Source organism: Rhodanobacter terrae (assembly GCF_042657005.1).
Taxonomy (GTDB): domain Bacteria; phylum Pseudomonadota; class Gammaproteobacteria; order Xanthomonadales; family Rhodanobacteraceae; genus Rhodanobacter; species Rhodanobacter terrae.
The window spans coordinates 1-17,077 of sequence record NZ_JBHSNG010000041.1 but is presented as its reverse complement, the minus strand read 5'-3'; the positions used below and the strand labels follow the sequence as shown (position 1 = coordinate 17,077).

The window sequence follows — 17,077 nt, the reverse complement described above, 5'->3', positions numbered from 1 at the left end:
CGTTCGTCCTGGCTCAGGTGCGTGTAGCTCAATGTGCAGTTCCACTTGGCGGTGAAGCTGCGCAGGCTACCGCACCTGCGCTACTTCCCGGGGCTGGAGTGATGCACTTCTAAATTGAATCCGCCGGTGAAGTGGAAGGTCGACATGACCGAGCAGCACCAGACCTTCGTCGAGTATCACTGCGATTACAAGGGTGTCGATGACTCCATGTACGTCGCACGTGACGGCGGCCTCTCCGCTTCTGCGGAGGACGTCTACCAATGGACTTACGGCACCAATGGGCAGCCCGAGCTTAGCTACGTCGGGTTTACCATCCACTTCAAAAACGGAACATCCAAGAACTACACGTTCAACACCACTCGCGTGAAGGAACTGGCCAGTAAAAATAAGGCCACGAACTTCGATGAGGCCTTCTCCTACCTCAACAATACGCCCATACCGCTCAAGCCTGCTTTGCCCATTACGGACACCACCTATGGGAACACAGTGACATCGCTGTATCCGGGCCACAGCGCGATGGATGCTGCTGTTCTTACCTACGGATGGATCGAATCAAATCTGACAATCACCGGCATTGATGAGCTTGGGTATCCGGTGATGAGTGGAGCATGTCAAGACGAGACGCGGTGCGTTGTGTTGACTGGGCCACCCGATGACACAAGGAGAACGGAGGTCTCCATGGCTGTCCTCGCCAGCCACTTACTCCCAGTGGACCCAAAAGACGTGGAGTATGCCGTCAAGCGTGGCCAGTCCAAGATTAATGGGAGTGACTGGCAGATCATCAAGCCGCATTCGCCGAACAAGCTTGCCTGTTTGGGCCTTATTTGCTTCGACATACTAGCTCGTCCTGTAGGGCGTGCTCCCGCATCCATTGTGGCTAAGGAAGTAGGGGCGAGTGAGTCCGCGCAAGAAGCATCTGCCACCCAGGCACCTGCAGCAACGAAGATTTCCCAGCCGAACGACGCCACTGATTCGTTAGCTGCAGCCATGGCGAGCACGGCCATGACACCGCCGGCTTCCGCGCCCATTACCGCGCCAGTCGCCTCCACTGCTGCTGCCTCCGCTCCGACGACCGTTGCCGCTGGTGCATCGGCGGCTTCATCCAACGTGCCGATCGATGATCCGGCCGACCTCGCTAAGATGACAGCGCTCGCCCAGCAGGCGGCGTCCACCAGTCCCGACGACCCGAGCACCAGCGATGGGATCATCGACGGCCCGTTCAATCCGTCCGGTATGAATCTCCAAGCCGGCAAGCCGCGACCGGATGGGTATCCGAACTATGCCGTGAGCTGCGACTTCAAGGCCAACCAGTGCAGCTTCGTGAACGGCATGGGGCAGTCGCTCCAAGATACGCCGGAGCACCTATACTCGGCCGCCGTCACCGTCGTGCGCAATGCCGATGCACTGTCTGGCAAGTACAGCTGTAACCACGGCCTCTGCATCGACAATAAGGGCGACTTCGTGGGTCGCATCTCAGCCGCAATGGCGCAGGCGCACCCCGAGTTGATGCAGTAACGGAAGCGATGTTCCCCCGCTCTCACCAAGCGGGGTTCATTGCCCAATGACTCCGTCCTGCGACTAAAAGAAGTCCCGTGAAACGCACGACCGTTTCCCTCATTGCCATCGTAGTGCTCACTACTGATGTCAGTCTCACCGGCCATACCCTACGCTCCCTGTTCTCAATAACCAGGTGGAGTCGAGTCCAGGCATGACGGAGCGTGTTCTTTTCAAGTTTTCGCCGTGACGCTCAGGCGTGCATGATTTCAATTCAACGAAATCTCAGACACATATTACCCCTGCGAAGTCGGTAGCTATCGGCTTCGCGTTTGGACGCTCCGCGTCGCAGCGTTCGCAAGGGATTCCTGACTCATGACAGGCAAACTCGAAGCGGTCTACTGCGTCCTGGTGGTTGCGACCGCGGTACTGGTCGGCATCGTCCGCTGCACCCGCTGTAGCGATTTTAAAGCACCCTGATCCACGTCGTCACAAGCACAACGCACAAGGCCCGGCATGTCCGGGCCTTGTGCGTTTATGCCACCCACTTACGAGGAAACGACAATGCACCTGGTTGAAACCATGGCCTATGCCGGTGAAAAGCCCTGGCACGGCCTGGGCAACAAGCTTGCCCCGCAGCAACCCATCGAGGTCTGGAAGAAGAACGCCGGAATGGACTGGCAGATCGAGCAGTCCGAAGTTCGCTACATTTCCGGCAGCAACAACGTCGGGGTCATCAATGCCTTCCCGGAACAGAAGGTGCTCTATCGCTCCGATACCAAGGCTCCGTTGGCCGTTGTGTCCAAGCGCTTTCACGTGGTGCAGCCGGGCGAGATCCTGGAGTTCTATCGCGACCTGACCGCCTGCAACGGCTTCGAGTTGGAAACGGCGGGCGTGCTGCGCGAAGGCCGCAAGTTCTGGGCGTTGGCGAAGACGGGCCAGAGCACGACGCTCAAAGGCCGCGACCGGGTGGACGGCTACCTGCTGTTGGCCACGGCCTGCGACGGCACGCTGGCCACCACGGCGCAGTTCACCTCGGTACGGGTGGTCTGCAATAACACCCTGCAGATCGCGTTGGGGAATACCAGCAGTGCGATCAAGGTGCCGCACCGCAGCCAATTCGATGCGGAGGCGGTCAAACGCCAGCTGGGGATCACCGTGTCGTCCTGGGATGGCTTCGTCGTCCGGATGAAGGCGCTGGTCGATCGTCCGGTCGATCCCGACTCGGTCGAAGGCCTGCTACGCCGGGTGCTTACCTACGCCGCACCGGACGGCAAGTCACCGGTGGTCAACGAACAGGCCTTGGCCACGGTGCGCTCGCTGTACGAAGGCGGTGGCCGCGGTGCGCTGATGGCGTCCAGTCGGGGTACGGCGTGGGGCCTGCTCAACAGCGTGACCGAGTTCGTCGACCACCACCGTCGGGCGCGCAGCGACGATCACCGTCGTGATGCAGCGTGGTTCGGCCAAGGTGCGCAGATCAAGCAGCGTGCCTGGGATGAAGCGATGAAGTTGGTGGCCTGAAGGTGGGATGCCGTGGGACTGGACATGTACCTGGAAGCCAAGCGGCACGTTGCCCCCAGCGATCCGCAAACGGAACCGATGCGCCGTGCCATTGGCGCGGCCATCGGCTATGTGCCACCGAAGGAGAAACCAGGGAACGACGCCTCTTTGCTGGAAGTCTGTGGCGTCACGGTACGCGTCGGCTACTGGCGCAAATTCACGGCCTTACATCAATGGTTCGTGGGCAGCGTCCAGGGAGGACACGACGACGATCGCCCCGCCTTCGTTTCGGTAGAAACCTTGATGGAGTTGGAGGCACAGCTCGAACAGGTTGGCGATGATCCGGCGAGTGCCAGTGAGTATTTCACCGCCGATGTGGATGAAACGCTGGATGAAAGTGATGTGAACTACACGCTGAAAATCCTTCATCACGCCAGGCGATTACAGGAGCAAGGCTGGGACATCACCTACCGCGCCAACTGGTGAGGTCAGCACACGCAGGGGATTGATCTTGATGCAAGCGACAGAGCGCCCGGCCCTTTGGCCGGGCGTTTTCTTTTGGGAGAACCACGATGAAAAAGCGATCTGCCTTGCGGTTGGTCGATACACGCACACTCGACCGGGGCCAATGGCTGGAAGTGCGCCAGGGTGGCATCGGCAGCTCTGATGCCGCCACCGCGGTCGGCCTCAACCCTTACAAGAGTCCGCTGGAGCTGTGGGCGGAGAAAACCGGGCGTGTCGTCGCGCACGCGGAAAGTCCAGGCATGGAGGATCCACGCTACTGGGGCACGCTGCTCGAACCTTTCGTGGCTACCGCCTACCAAGAGAAGACTGGGCGCAAGGTCAGGCGCGTCAACGCCGTGCTTCAGCACCCCACCTTCAGCTTCATGCTGGCAAACATCGACCGGGAGGTCGTGGGCAGTCCGGAGGTGCAAATTTTGGAATGCAAAACCGCCGGCGAATTCGGCGCGCGGCTGTGGAAGGACGGCGTGCCCGAGTACGTCCAGCTGCAGGTGCAGCACCAGCTCGCCGTGACGGACCAGCGCGCAGCGGACGTCGCCGTGCTTTTATGCGGCCAACAGTTGGAGATCCACCGCATCGAACGGGACGACGAGGTCATCGCCCGGCTGATCGTGCTGGAGACGAAGTTCTGGGAGTGCGTGCAGCACGACATCGAGCCACCTTCCGATGGCAGCGAGTCGTCCGCACGGGCCCTGCGCCAGCTCTACCCCGGCAACGATACGTCGCTCGACTTCACGGGTGACGAGACGCTGTGCCAGACCTTCACCGAGCTGTCGGCGCTGAAGTTCGAGCTAGACGAGAAGGAGCACCTGGCCGAGCAGCTCAAGCAGACGATCCAGCAAGCGATGGGCGACGCCAGCAAGGCACTGTTTGCTCACGGCGAGGTGACCTACAAGCGATCCAAGGATGGCACCAGCGTTGACACCAAACGGCTGGCAGCCGACCACCCTGCACTGGCTGCGCAGTACACGGTTCCGCGCACCGGCTCGCGCCGGTTCGTGCTGTCTCTATCGACCGATGCCACTGAAGGAGTTTCCCCATGTTGAAAGGCCTGGCTATCACCCCGCCCGTGATCGGGCGGATTTCCATCGGACGTGTGGTGGAACGCAACGGCAAGCGCCTTCCGGAGAAGGACGATCAATTTACGCTCACTAGCCAGGTGCAGGGCCGCGAGGGTTGGATCTTGCATCCGCTAGACGAAGCGCTGCGCAAGGAAGCGGGCGGCAAGCTGCGATCCATCCCGGTACGAATGCTGTTCAATGATCCGGCGCTCAACCTGCGGGCCGATTACTCGCTGTTCGATCGCACCACGGGTCGGCCGGTGTGTGTGGGCAATGGCGAGACCTGCCGGCGCGCCGACAAGGAAGGCATTGCCAGCCTTACCTGCGTCGGACCGGACGCATGCGGCTTTGCCAACGGCGCGTGCAAGGCCTATGCGCGTCTCAACGTGTTGGTGGGCGATGGCGACGGAGACGCACTGGGCTCGTTCGTGCTGCGCACCACCTCCTTCAACACGATCCGCACGCTGGCGGCGCGACTCCAGTATTTCCATGCCGTATCGGGTGGTCGGCTGGCATGCCTGCCGCTGGAGCTGAAGCTGCGGGGCAAGTCCACGGCCATGAGCCACCGTGCGGCGATCTTTTACGTCGACCTGGTGATTCGTACTGGGGTGACGTTGGAGCAGGCGATCGTCGAGGCACGGCAGCTGGACCAGCAGCGACGAGACAGTGGCTTTGACCAGGAGGCGCTGGACGAGGCAGCCCGCACGGGGTTCGCCAATGGGGCGTTCGAAGATCTGGCCGAAGACGTGCCGGCGGTGGTGGAGGAGTTCTACCCCAGCACCGGGCCGATAGATGGCGAGGGAACGGCCGCACGAGAAGTGACGCCAAGTCTGCGTGGCAAGCTAGACGACAAGGTCGCCCGTTTGGGGCCCGGTTGATATTAACAACGAGGAGTGAAGAGATGCTTCGAGTGATTGGTGCCGTGGTGGTTTATGGCTTTGCGCTCTACGGCCTCGGCCACTATCTGGTCCGTACGAAGGCAGGCCAGATCTAGGGGAAGGTATCGGACAAGCCGACAGCAGCACTGCCCAACTGGAAGCTTGTCGGTGCTATTGCCGTGCGATCCTGGCAACGTCGCTTCGCGAGACGGGTTGTGCAGTCGAGCCGCTGGAACAACCCATGTCGGCTGTGGTGCGGAATAGGTAACGGGAAGGAGAGGGCTTCTGCCCTCCTTCCCAGTTTGCGAGCCTTTTTTTTTGGCTTGAGCGCGATGAATGGCGTTGGAGGCGTTATGGCTCGTAGCGAGGGTTGCCGAGAATTTCATCGACGAGAATCATGTCGTGGCCCACTTTGCGTGGCGCACCGCGTTTCGACTGAGATCCAGATCGCTTCTTCATATTGCCGCGCATCAGATTGCGCTTGTGTCCGGTCATGACGTAGCCGTCGCCCTTTACCAGATATCTGATCGCTTCTCTGATACCCATGAGCATCTGCCAATCGCTTATGTGGACAGATCCGAGGGCGTTGTACTTGTACTGGTGGCGCCGAACGTAGCAATTGAAATAACTGGCCCGCAAAGGTCCACGCTTCTTGAGCCACTTTTCGCCCAGCAGTTTTGACAGATGACGTGCGCTCTGATGCTTGTGCCCATTAAGGGCGACGAGCAGGTGGTAATGCATGCCGCGATCGAAGCCACACTCTCGTTTGCAGATCCTTCGCAGCACATCGGGAACGATGCGTCCCTCGTCAAGGTCACGTAGATAGTGTTCAAGGCACTTTTCGGCTAGTCGAACATCCGCCATCGTGTGGTGTGTTGGCCGGATGTACAAATCTACTCGCAAGACAAGCAGCCTCGTGTGTCCTTGGAAGCCTTCGGCCATATAGCGGCAGCAGGAGGCTAAATTCTTCTCTTCGAGTCGAGTGCGATTCGTTTCGATGCGTCGGAAGTGCGAAGATCGACAGCATCGACGCACGAAGCGAGCGATCCATTCGACCCTTCGACGCACCTCTTCGCTACTCAGGTCGACGACCATTCCATTGGCATGCCTGATGGCCGGCATGGCTCGCTGGCAAGCATGAAGCATGATTGTGATGTACGGATTGAATTGCGTAACCATGCTTTCGGTTTGAGCCAAGTCATGATGTTTGGCGCGAGGTGCTGTTGGCCAGGAATGGCGATCCCTGTACCGAACGCTTGGACTGGCAATCTCGATCAGGGGGACACCAGTGCAGCAGAGTTGCCAAACGGCTTTGCCGAGCGGAGTGAGGCTGTATGTACGACTAACTTGCTTCCACGTGGATCTCGGACGTCGATCGGTTTTGATCAGGCGCTGTTCGCTGTTGCTGATGCGCTTGGCGAGATGTTCAAGCTTGGCTATCCACATTAAGCATTCGCTTTCGTCCGATATCGATGTATGGCCGTCACCGTCATGAAGACATCGTTTCGAGGCGAACTGGTAGTTTCGTTCCTCCTCGGCGATCTGTCTTTCCACCTCCTGCATCTGGAAGTCCGTGTTACCTGTTGCTTGGTAGTAATCGACTTCAGTGTCCATCACCATCTCCTCCCACGACTTGCTTTTGGTCGGCATCTATCCATCCAGAGCAAGAGCAAGCTTTCGCTATCAGCTAGTTTTGCTATTTGCTATTGGATAGAAGGAACCGGAATTCCCCTTGGTCACTGACCACGCTATGGAAAGCCCATTGCGATGGCTGGCCATGGGGCTGCTGGCAAATTGTGTTCGCCATAGGATTGGTGACTTAGTGATTTTTTAGCTGTCTCGACGACGGCTTTTTACATGCGGTTGCAAAACGCCATCGATCTGTCCACCGTCGCCACAGCAACTGACCAGCTTCGCCAGCGAAACTGGCCAGGGCTGGCAGCCAAACTGCCCACGTTGCCAACGAGCTACCCACTGCCAACGTTCTGCTTGACCGCCGCCGAAAGTGGAGCTGGCCTGGCTCGCGAAGAGCGCCGACAAGAGGAGTCGGCCGGCAGAGATCGGCCAGAGGCGGACGTTGGAAAAGCTTGGCCGACTGTCCGCGTTTGACGGCGGATTCAACCGGTGGATGCAACACACTGAGAGCTGCCACGGCAGCAGGAGTGTTGCAGATGCACCAACGGAAGCGGATTTATTACTCGGAGCCACAGAGGTCGTTGATGTGGGATCGCTGGCAGCGCGGCGAGTCGCTGCAGCAGATTGCCGACTTGTTCGATCGGCACCATTCCGCTGTCGCCGGGGTTTTGGCGCGGTCAAGAGGCATTCGTCCACCACCGCGGCGGCGCTCACTGCGGGCGTTGCGACCGGCCGAACGAGAGGAGATATCGCGTGGTGTGGCTGCAGGGAAGTCGATTCGTTCGATTGCCGTTGCGCTGAGCCGGGCACCCTCGACCATTAGCCGCGAGCTGCAGCGCAACCAAGGTCGGCAACGCTACCGGGCCGCGCAAGCCGATCAGGCTGCCTGGGATCGGGCGCTGCGACCCAAGCCGTGTAAGCTGGCGTTGCATCGGGTCTTGGCGTCTCAAGTGGCCGCAAAGCTCCGACGACAATGGTCACCCGAGCAAGTCGCCGGCTGGCTCGGACGCATGTATCCAGATGACACGAGCCGTCAGGTGTCCCACGAGACGATCTACCGCACGCTGTATATCCAGTCGCGTGGGGCCTTGAAGAAGGAACTGCTGGCTCACCTACGGCGTGCGCGGGCTATGCGTCGGTCGCGCCACCATACCCAGAAGACGGGGAACCACGGCCGCATCAAAGACACGGTGTCGATCAGCGAGCGACCGGCTGATGCGGGAGATCGGGCGGTGCCGGGTCACTGGGAAGGCGATCTGGTGTTTGGCAACAAGGACAGCCAAATCGCCACGCTGGTCGAGCGGCAGACACGCTATGTGATCTTGGTGAAGGTTGCCAACAAGGACAGCGAGACGGTAGTCAACGCACTGATCAAGAGCGCCCGTCGCCTGCCTAAGCAACTGTACCGGTCGTTGACGTGGGATCGTGGCAGCGAAATGGCCAAGCACCGAGACTTCACGCTCGCCACGGATATCCAGGTCTACTTCTGTGATCCGCACAAGCCCTGGCAACGTGGCTCGAATGAAAATACCAATCGGCTGCTGCGGCAGTACTTTCCCAAAGGGATGGATCTCTCGAACGTGTCGCAAGCCAAACTCGATGCCGTGGCTCGACAGTTGAATGAACGCCCCAGAAAAACACTAAGCTACGAAACACCCGCCGAACGTTATCGGCAATGTGTTGCGTCGATCGGTTGAGTCCGCCACTGGTTTCTGCCGCTCGCTGCGAGGATGCTGGGGACGGCGGCTTTTGATTCTGGGCGATAGGTCGTTTATGTTGATTAGGCCAATGGAACCGGTCGCTCAACGTTGAGCTCGGGCCACTGACGTATCTGCGGGGAGATGGCACATACCCACCTGCAGGCCTGGAACTGATGCTGTTGGTCTACACACCTCCGGTGCGACCACGACACTTGTAGACTCCATCAGCGTAGTCGAGGTGCCTTCCTCGCCGCGCTCCGAAAGCCTCGTGGTTAGGCTCATCAAATTGCTATTCAATTAACGCAGGAACGTTGAAGAAGAAACACCTGCATCAGGAAGAAACCACGGCCTGCAACGGCCAACAATTCAGGGAGGGGGCTCCAATGACGAATGATCCTGCCGGCTCGACTTGGAAAAAATGGGACTTGCACGTCCACACTCCATCGTCGGTCGTCCACAACTACCCTGGCGCCAGCCAAGGCGATGCGTGGGAAGCCTTCCTTCAAGACCTTGAGGCCCTTCCGCCCGAGTTCAAGGTCATCGGCATCAACGACTACATCTTCATCGATGGTTACGAGCGTGCGCGCAAAGCCAAGTTCGAACAAGGCCGGCTCAAGAACATCGACCTGCTGCTGCCCGTCATCGAGCTGCGCTTGGACAAGTTCGCCGGGGTGGTCAAGAAGGAGAAGGACGGGACCTACTCGCAGTCCGGCTGGAACCGCATCAACCTGCACGTCATCTTCGACGCGATGGACTCTGAGGTCATCCAGCAGCAGTTCCTCAACTCGTTGACTCCGAGCTACCAACTGATTCCCGACTCCAGCGACTGGAAGGGCAAGTGGAAAGGCGTCATCACCCGCGACAGCTTGTCCGAGCTCGGCAAGATGATCGTGGAGTCGGCGCCGGCCGACAAGCAAGGAGACTACGCGCCGCACTTGCAGGAGGGCTTCAACAACCTGTGCGTGAGCCTGGAAAAGGTGCTTGAGGCACTCGACAAGCACTACTTCGCCGGCAAATACCTGATCGCGGTGGGCAAGACGGAATGGGACAACCTCAAGTGGGATGACCAGTCCATCGCCGAGAAGCGCAACATCATCAACCAGGCCGACTTGGTCTTCACAGCCTCCGCCAATCCGGCCGCATACGACGCGGCTCGCAAGAAGCTCTCCGAGTCAAACGTCAAGGCCACGCTCCTGGACTGCTCGGACGCCCACGCGCCGAGCAGTTCGGAGAACAAGGACCGCGTCGGCAACTGCTTCACCTGGATCAAGGCCGACGCCACCTTCGACGGCCTCGTCCAAGCCATCACCGAGTTCGAGGACCGCGTGTTCATCGGCGACGCGCCGTCCAAGCGCTTGCTGGTCGAGGCCAACCGCACCAAATACGCGTCCAAAATCCGCATCGGCCGCAAGGCCGGCTCCACGCTGGCCGACACTTGGTTCAACGTGGACATGCCGCTGAGCCACGACTTGGTCGCCATCATCGGCAACAAGGGCAGCGGCAAGAGCGCGATGGCCGACATCGCCGCCCTGGCCGGCGACACCAAGAACTTCAAGAGCTTCTCGTTCCTCAAAGACACGCGGTTTCGCAATCCGAGGAACAAGCTCGCGCAGCACTTCCTCGGCGCGCTGGGCTGGCACGATGGCACCGAGTCCGAGCGCCAGCTCGACCAAGACCCGTCCGAGACAAGCGTGGAGCGGGTGAAGTATCTGCCGCAGAGCTACCTCGAGACGCTGTGCAACGAGCTGGGTGACGGTGGGTCGGCGACGTTCGACACCGAGCTGCGCAAGATCATCTACACGCACGTCCCGGAAGAGGCCCGCTTGGGCTACACCTCCATGGACGAGCTGCTCGACTTCAAGGTCGCCGAGATCGACGGCGCGCGCGAGCAAGTCATCAGGGAAATCTCGAAGGCCAATGCCGAGATCTTGCAGACCGAGCGCCGGCTCACGCCGGAGTTCAAGCAGTCGCTGCAAGAGCAGCTCGATGCCAAGGTCGCCGAATACAACGCTCTGGCGGCCTCGAAGCCCGCTCAGGTGGAAGACCCCACGGCGTCGGATGCCGCGCAGGAAGAATCGAAGGCGGCCACCGAGAAGATTCAGGCACTCGAGGATGAACTTAAAAAGCTTCGCGAAGAGGAGAAGTTGCTGCGCGACAAGAAGACTGCCGACGCCAAGCGTCACGCCGTCCTGAGCCGGATCGCCCAGGCTATCGCCAACCACAAGAAGACCCACGATCAATTCGTGGCTGAGTTGGCTCCCATGCTGGCCGAGGCTGGCGCAGATTTGAAAGTCGCCGAGCTGGTCGAGTTGAAGATCGACACTTCGAAGATCGACACGCTGGCCAAGGCCGCAAGAGAATCGATTGCCGGCGTAGACGCGGCGCTCGCTAGCCAAGAGCCCATGGGCCTCTCCAAGCGGCGCGAGGTGGCCGAGGCGGCGATGGCTGAAATCAAGAGCAAACTTGGCGAGAAGCAGCGCTTATTCATCATCTTCAAGGACCAGGTCGCCAAGTGGGAGCGGGCCAAGGAAGAGCTTGTCGGCAACAAGCACAAGCCCCAGTCGATTGAATGGTTCAAGGCCGAGATCGAATCTTTGACCGCCCTACCCGACAAGCTAGCGGCGCTGCGCGCAAACCGGGTGGAGTTGGCTAGGGCCATCCACGAGCAGATCGGCAAGACCGTCGATGAATACCGCCGCCTGTATGAGCCCGTGCAGCAGTTCGTCAAGTCCGCCGCCCAGATGGACATGCACCTGCCGCTGGACTTCGACGTGCGCATCGAAGAGTCGAGCTTCCAGGAACAGTTTTTCCCCCGCATCAATCGGCAGTCGCGGGGCAGCTTCTCTGGCGTGGACGAGAGCAACCAGCTCATGCGTGGGCTGCTCAAGGAGGTCAACTTCGGAGACGTGGACTCGATGCAGAAATTCCTCGAGACCATCGACGACATGCTGCACTTCGACCGACGCGAGTCCGGCGCTGGCCGCGAGACTCGGATCGTCGACCAGCTCCGCAAGGGTGGCGAACCTCAAGACATCCTCGACTACCTCTATGGCATGAGCTATCTGGCGCCGAGGTATTCGCTGACGTTCGATCAGCAAGAGATCAGCCAGCTCTCTCCCGGCGAGCGTGGCCTGCTCTTGCTCGTCTTCTACCTGCTCGTGGACAAGGACGACATCCCGATCATCATCGACCAGCCCGAGGAAAACCTGGACAACCAAACCATCTTCAAAGTGCTGGTCAAGTGCATCAAGGCGGCCAAGCAGCGGCGCCAAGTGATCATGGTGACGCACAACCCTAACTTGGCCGTGGTCTGCGACGCAGAGCAAATCATCTGCGCGACCTGCGACAAGGCGACCAACACGTTCAATTACGTCTCTGGCGGTATCGAGTCGCCCGTTATTAAGAGCACGGTCGTCGAAATTCTCGAGGGCACGGAGCCCGCCTTTAAGAATCGTAAGCGGAAGTACGGTCTTTGATGGAGATGCACCGACCCGCTACTCAACGCGGGGGGACGTCGCAGGCCACGTGCCATCGCTGGTCAGTTGTGTTGGCAACGCGTGGTCAGTTCGTTGGCAACGCGTGGTCAGTTCGTTGGCAATACGCATGCGGTCTTGTCGTGCCGCGACCAGGCTATAGATGGATGTCTTGCCTGAGAGGCAATCGGACGATGGCCTTGTATCAGGTGCATTGATGCTCTCTTTGCACCGTGATGCCGATGGGGGCTGCTCGGCTGGATGCGACGCAAAGAAGCCCCATCATCGGATTGGCCGATGACGGGGCTTCTTGTCGCTGCGGGAATGAGTGGAGACCGTGGCGTCCAACAGCGATGCAATTCAGTGGGATCGTCGAGGTTTCTCAGTTGTAACCATGCTCGGCAAGGGTCCTGTAGGGCTCTGGCGTTCGAATGTCCATGGTGCGCTTGATGGCCTTGGGTACCACCCGATGAGGCTGAGGTTGTGAGCCAGTTGCACTTTGAGTCGGTCACGTCGTCCGCGAACTGTGTCCTTAGGACTGTTCATCGGAATGATCTTGCCAATCTCAACCTTTACAAGGTTTGCACCGATCCATCGTATTCTTGGATCCAGGGTGCCGTTGCTGATTAATCCAGCAATATCTTCGGCAATGGGCACAACGTTCAGTTTTGGGGTATTTGGATACAGTTGCCGGGCACGGCCTTCTGTACATGTGGCAGTCCCATGCTCGACATCAACCGCCCACTTTTGCATTTCGGCTCTTTTCGAGCCTAGGACGACTCCGCCATGACGTTCGATCTCGAAGGTCAATTGTGGCGGTGACCATGTCATGTTCTCGATACGCCCCGAGAGCTTTTCGGCTTTCATGCCACCATCACTCCCACCTACGAGTTGATCCCAACAGCAGGCAAGTAACGACTCGATTTCATCGTGCTGATCGCGCGAAAAGGTGCTTTCAGGGACGGGGTTCAAGAGATCGCGAAGTTGCTGGAGAGGCGTTTGTTCGGTCACGGGATTCCCTAAGTCTTGACGACTAGACTGCCAGATAGCTGCTCTGCTCGGGGAATTCAAGCAGGGGAATGACGGCGCGAGCTACCTCGTACCGCACGGCGCAGGCCTAGGCACGGTATGGCCTGTACCAAGGTGCCTCCTGGATCCATGCGACGGTGCGACAGTCGCACATGTCGCACGCAGGAAGGGGTGTCCCAAAAAAACGCACTCCCAAAAGCAAGCCAAGCCGCTTCTGGAAGTGCGCAAGTAGAACGCTGCGGTGCAGGCCTAATTACCCCTCAGAGGAAGTGTTTAGGTGTACGGCACCTAGTTGATCATGTTGATCAACGGACGGAAGTCCACATACGGCTTGCCGCCGTTCGTGGGCGGCATCTGAATAGTGCCCTGCCGTTGCATGTAGATAAGCGCGGGCAGCAGGTACTTGTCGAGCTTCAGATTGCTTGTCGTGTTGTTGTGGTGAAGGCTGTCCAGCGAGACTTTCGTGTTGCCTTTCGTCTCTATATACAGGCGACGGAAGAACGTCTCGAGCCTCAAGCCGTCTTCCACGACACGCGGGATCGCCTTGGACAGAGAGAACTGGTCGCTGTAGGCATCGATGTGAAAACGGATGATGTCGATGGCGCGCTGCATCGTGTCCCGCGTGACCTTCATGTCGCCGCAGAGGTATGTGAATACAGCAGCCATACGTGCCGCATGTATCGGAGCCTTGGCGGAGAACTCACTGACGTCCATGAGATCCCCGGCTTTTCCATCAGCATTGCGTTCAACAGATCGCCTTTTCATTTCCTGGATGAACTGGGTCAAGCAGTCGTCCGCATCGGCATCAAGTTCAACGATATCCTGCTCCGTGATGCCTGCCTTGGCGCGCCGTTCATGTTCAGCGATCAGTTCGGTGATTCGGGCCAGGAAGGCGTCGAGCGGGGCCGTGGTGGCGTCCAGCCCGTTACCCGACGTGAGCCGGCCACTGGGTCTGCGAGGTGCACAGATCAGAAATCTGGCCCATGCACCCATGCCCAAGGCAAGGCTGCCGTGGCTGGCGCAGAAGTCGTAGAACACCGCGGGCTGGGAAAGGATTAGGGTCATGATCCGCGCTTCAATGGCCGAGGTGACGCCGGCTTCAGCACGATGGCTGTCGATCAGACCGTGACTCCACGCCTGGCACAAGTCGGCGAGGAACTGATAGAGGTACTTAAAGAGCTTGGCCCCTTCGTCGGTCGCCAGGCCGGCTGACTGAAAGAAGCCCCGCATGCGCTGAAGGAAAGCCGCACCGGTCGTATCCGACATCAGCCGTTTCTGGAGTCGCGGCTCATCAGGCCTCTTGAGCTTATTGAGCTCTGTCTGAAGGTGGTCATACGGCTCGCCTTTCGCGCGTGCCTTTCCGATCAGTTTATTGAGATCGGCCCGCTGCTTCTTGTAGTCGCTCAGTTTGTCGGGATATTCCTTTACTGCCTTTGCGTAGGCTTCCTCGATAGACCTGTCGCTAGCCAGGAACGGCGCAAAAAATGTATAGAAGGCCCTGGTCTTGCCCATGCCCGACATGGCGATAACAAGGAAATACGTCGACAACGGGACCGTACTCCCATCGGGCAGTTTCAACACCGCCAAGCCTTGCACTGCAAGCGATGCGGCTGCTTGGGCAACGCTCGCATATAAGGTCGGAGAGAGTTGATGCCGAACACAAGCACATTCCACGGCCTCGCGGATCAGGCGAGGCTGAGCATCGAGTGGATATTCCGCTTCGCTTGGCACAAAATGCTCCATCTTCTTGTGCCAGAAACCACGATTAAACCCGAGCATGATGCACCTCCGTGCACGTGCGCTTGGAGCTGGTATGTGTGCCCATCAAACCAGTCACAGCCCCGCGCTTAGCGCGGGGCTGTGACTGGTTCCCGATGGAATGATTGGCTATGAACGCCGGCATGTCGGTGATCGGCACATAGCAGATGCCGACGATGTTGATGATGGCGCTCATTACACATCCTCCGACTGGACTTGTTCGGAATTGAATGACTTCGCTGCCTCGAACAGCTTCTTGATCTTCGAGTAGTGAAGACTGGGCATCACCGACTTCAGGCGGAAGCGGACACTCTCCTCAGAGTCGCCACGATCAAGCGCCATGCGGATGCCAGGTATCAGCTTGGCAAGGCGCTTGTCTTCGAGTTCCTTGGGCGAGGGATCTGTGGCTTCGATCGCCGCAATGGCGTTGTTGATCATGTCGTCATCAAGGACGACGATGGCTTTTTTGGCGTTATTGCTGCTCATGCTGGTTATCTCCGCGCTCAATCAGCGCGTTGGTCTTGTTGAGGTTGGTTTGGGCGCCCTGACGGGAGCGCGCGGTTACGGCATCGCGCCAAGTACGAATCTCCTCAGCGAGGAAGATCTTCTTCTGGCCGGGTGCGCGAATGATCGAGTCAGGCATGGGGAGCCACGGAAATGGCGCCACCTTGCCTTGGTCGATGCGGTTGCCGTCGTCGCCGTAGATGGGCACGAGGCCGTACTGATAGGCTCTGGACTTGCAAAGGCCCGCGAATTTCAGGCTCGCAGCGAGTCCGACATTTCCCGACGTCGGGAAATTCTCAGCTTCGCCATAGGTGCTTCGACGTGCAGCTTGAGGACGAACGCTGCCGCCACCTTCATCAATGAAGGCGCTTGGGGAGTGCATCGTCATGGTGACTACTCGTCGCGCGCGTCGGCCGTATAGGCCTCGACTTCACGAAGGTAGAACCACTGGCTGCCGTCGTTTTTCCGGTGCGGTTCCGGAAGGCGGGGGCCAGCAACGATCTCACCGAGAGCATCCATGTCCTGTTGGCGCTTGAGTGCGATCTTGTAGTTCAGGCGGTGGAAGAAGTGCATGCGAATACAGCCTTCTTTGTAGCTGATCTCTGCATGGGGGTCAGTGATTACGGCAGCTTTGAACGCCGTGTGCAGCGAGCTGAAGGGGCCTACTGAGGCCAGAGAGGGCACATGCTGGATGGGCATGTTTTGTGCTCCGCGAAAAAGCTATGAACGACCGGCGTGAATCCCCTGCGCCTGTTCACTCGCGTGAAGCAGGATGGTGTCGCTAGGCAGGGGGGGCCGGAGCCCGATGCGACGCCTCGCACCGACCTGAGCGTCAATACTGCGCGCCGAGGATTTTCGCGGGTTGCCTATCCGCTATGTGGCGGACCGAGAGCAGCTGCAAGGCTCCAAGATTTAGCAGCGGCTGGCCTGTTGCGCAGGCTGTGAATGCGAGGTGTTTCGGTAGTCTCGCTCACGCATCTATTTAGGCAGAATCGCGGCGTTTGCGCAAGTTGGCCGTGCAGTTATTTCCTTGTCACCATCCGTCCGTGATTTCGGGGTAGAACCCGGTTCTGCCCAAGCCGCTGGTTGAGCCGTTGCAGCGTGAAGTCGAACGTGCGCGGATGTATAAGCGGGGCCGTTCTTCGACCTCGTGATCCAAAGAAGATAGAGGGAGTCGGATTGTGAGTCATCGTCGTGTTGTCGCCAGCACACAGCTAAGCCGTCCTCTGCTGTTGACGAGAACTAGCGTGTAGAATGGCTCGGTTCGACGCGAGACATGTGGTTGTCACGCTAGCAAGTGAGTCCCGGGGGCAACTCTGGGGGCAAGTGCTATTTTGCTTTGTGTGAAAGTTCGATAGTAAAGCCATTTGTCAGGTATTATTAGAGTCCACCCATACCACCATTTATACTTGTAAATCAACGTTTTGCAATCAAAAGCCTCGCCATCGTTGCGGGGTTTTTTGCGTCTTTTAGACCGAAGTCGTGCTCAAGGCGGCCATCTGATCAGCGCGTTTCGCGGCCTT

General features: G+C 58.9%; 14 protein-coding genes. 7 read left to right on the top strand and 7 right to left on the bottom strand.

Annotated features, from left to right (window positions below; translation table 11 throughout):
• Positions 1–144: 144 nt before the first annotated feature.
• The 5 genes from ACFPPB_RS19375 (at position 145) to ACFPPB_RS19355 (ending at position 5,455) form a co-directional block, all read left to right on the top strand.
• Positions 145–1,515, top strand: coding sequence for a hypothetical protein (locus tag ACFPPB_RS19375; RefSeq protein WP_377330153.1), 1,371 nt, complete (start codon positions 145–147; stop codon positions 1,513–1,515).
• A 543-nt stretch (positions 1,516–2,058) separates the two neighbouring features.
• A complete protein-coding gene (locus ACFPPB_RS19370; protein WP_377330151.1) occupies positions 2,059–3,015 on the top strand; it encodes a DUF932 domain-containing protein in 957 nt (318 codons plus the stop codon).
• A gap of 24 nt (positions 3,016–3,039) precedes the next feature.
• On the top strand, positions 3,040–3,480 hold the full coding sequence (locus ACFPPB_RS19365; RefSeq protein WP_377330149.1) for a hypothetical protein: 441 nt from the start codon (positions 3,040–3,042) through the stop codon (positions 3,478–3,480).
• 104 nt (positions 3,481–3,584) lie between these two features.
• Positions 3,585–4,562 carry a YqaJ viral recombinase family nuclease gene (locus ACFPPB_RS19360; RefSeq protein WP_377330147.1) on the top strand — a complete coding sequence of 326 codons (978 nt, stop codon included), beginning with the start codon at positions 3,585–3,587 and terminating at the stop codon, positions 4,560–4,562.
• Positions 4,556–5,455 (top strand): recombination directionality factor, encoded by a 900-nt coding sequence (locus tag ACFPPB_RS19355; protein ID WP_377330145.1) that lies wholly within the window; start codon positions 4,556–4,558, stop codon positions 5,453–5,455. Before ACFPPB_RS19360 ends, ACFPPB_RS19355 begins: the two co-directional genes overlap by 7 nt.
• A 351-nt stretch (positions 5,456–5,806) precedes the next feature.
• Here ACFPPB_RS19355 and ACFPPB_RS19350 read toward each other — a convergent pair whose 3' ends face one another.
• Positions 5,807–7,105, bottom strand: a complete 1,299-nt coding sequence (locus ACFPPB_RS19350) for a YagK/YfjJ domain-containing protein (protein ID WP_377330143.1) — start codon at positions 7,103–7,105, stop codon at positions 5,807–5,809.
• Between the two features lie 521 nt (positions 7,106–7,626).
• On the opposite strand from ACFPPB_RS19350, the gene ACFPPB_RS19345 reads away from it, so the two are divergent.
• Together ACFPPB_RS19345 and ACFPPB_RS19340 are read left to right on the top strand one after the other, a co-directional pair.
• Entirely contained in the window at positions 7,627–8,787 is a 1,161-nt protein-coding gene (locus ACFPPB_RS19345) for an IS30 family transposase (protein ID WP_377330141.1), read from the top strand.
• A 386-nt stretch (positions 8,788–9,173) separates the two neighbouring features.
• Positions 9,174–12,266, top strand: a complete 3,093-nt coding sequence (locus tag ACFPPB_RS19340; protein WP_377330155.1) for a TrlF family AAA-like ATPase — start codon at positions 9,174–9,176, stop codon at positions 12,264–12,266.
• A 357-nt stretch (positions 12,267–12,623) separates the two neighbouring features.
• Here ACFPPB_RS19340 and ACFPPB_RS19335 read toward each other — a convergent pair whose 3' ends face one another.
• From ACFPPB_RS19335 to ACFPPB_RS19310, 6 genes are all read right to left on the bottom strand, one after another.
• Complete coding sequence (locus ACFPPB_RS19335) at positions 12,624–13,274, bottom strand: hypothetical protein (protein ID WP_377330139.1); 651 nt, start codon at positions 13,272–13,274, stop codon at positions 12,624–12,626.
• Between the two features lie 306 nt (positions 13,275–13,580).
• On the bottom strand, positions 13,581–15,071 hold the full coding sequence (locus ACFPPB_RS19330; protein ID WP_377330137.1) for a DUF3987 domain-containing protein: 1,491 nt from the start codon (positions 15,069–15,071) through the stop codon (positions 13,581–13,583).
• Entirely contained in the window at positions 15,058–15,246 is a 189-nt protein-coding gene (locus tag ACFPPB_RS19325) for a hypothetical protein (protein ID WP_377330135.1), read from the bottom strand. Before ACFPPB_RS19325 ends, ACFPPB_RS19330 begins: the two co-directional genes overlap by 14 nt.
• Positions 15,246–15,536 (bottom strand): hypothetical protein, encoded by a 291-nt coding sequence (locus ACFPPB_RS19320; RefSeq protein ID WP_377330133.1) that lies wholly within the window; start codon positions 15,534–15,536, stop codon positions 15,246–15,248. The genes ACFPPB_RS19325 and ACFPPB_RS19320 overlap by 1 nt, the downstream gene beginning before the upstream one ends.
• Positions 15,523–15,942, bottom strand: a complete 420-nt coding sequence (locus tag ACFPPB_RS19315; RefSeq protein WP_377330131.1) for a hypothetical protein — start codon at positions 15,940–15,942, stop codon at positions 15,523–15,525. The genes ACFPPB_RS19320 and ACFPPB_RS19315 overlap by 14 nt, the downstream gene beginning before the upstream one ends.
• Before the next feature lie 5 nt (positions 15,943–15,947).
• Entirely contained in the window at positions 15,948–16,253 is a 306-nt protein-coding gene (locus ACFPPB_RS19310) for a hypothetical protein (RefSeq protein WP_377330129.1), read from the bottom strand.
• Between the last annotated feature and the right edge of the window lie 824 nt (positions 16,254–17,077).

Excerpts from the sequence above, each read along its gene's own strand:
- ACFPPB_RS19315 (WP_377330131.1), bottom strand. The coding sequence starts at position 15,942 with ATGACGATGCACTCCCCAAGCGCCTTCATTGATGAAGGTGGCGGCAGC.
- ACFPPB_RS19330 (WP_377330137.1), bottom strand. The coding sequence starts at position 15,071 with ATGCTCGGGTTTAATCGTGGTTTCTGGCACAAGAAGATGGAGCATTTT.
- ACFPPB_RS19340 (WP_377330155.1), top strand. The coding sequence starts at position 9,174 with ATGACGAATGATCCTGCCGGCTCGACTTGGAAAAAATGGGACTTGCAC.
- ACFPPB_RS19365 (WP_377330149.1), top strand. The coding sequence starts at position 3,040 with ATGTACCTGGAAGCCAAGCGGCACGTTGCCCCCAGCGATCCGCAAACG.
- ACFPPB_RS19375 (WP_377330153.1), top strand. The coding sequence starts at position 145 with ATGACCGAGCAGCACCAGACCTTCGTCGAGTATCACTGCGATTACAAG.
- ACFPPB_RS19370 (WP_377330151.1), top strand. The coding sequence starts at position 2,059 with ATGCACCTGGTTGAAACCATGGCCTATGCCGGTGAAAAGCCCTGGCAC.
- ACFPPB_RS19320 (WP_377330133.1), bottom strand. The coding sequence starts at position 15,536 with ATGAGCAGCAATAACGCCAAAAAAGCCATCGTCGTCCTTGATGACGAC.
- ACFPPB_RS19325 (WP_377330135.1), bottom strand. The coding sequence starts at position 15,246 with ATGAGCGCCATCATCAACATCGTCGGCATCTGCTATGTGCCGATCACC.
- ACFPPB_RS19350 (WP_377330143.1), bottom strand. The coding sequence starts at position 7,105 with ATGCCGACCAAAAGCAAGTCGTGGGAGGAGATGGTGATGGACACTGAA.
- ACFPPB_RS19310 (WP_377330129.1), bottom strand. The coding sequence starts at position 16,253 with ATGCCCATCCAGCATGTGCCCTCTCTGGCCTCAGTAGGCCCCTTCAGC.
- ACFPPB_RS19345 (WP_377330141.1), top strand. The coding sequence starts at position 7,627 with ATGCACCAACGGAAGCGGATTTATTACTCGGAGCCACAGAGGTCGTTG.
- ACFPPB_RS19355 (WP_377330145.1), top strand. The coding sequence starts at position 4,556 with ATGTTGAAAGGCCTGGCTATCACCCCGCCCGTGATCGGGCGGATTTCC.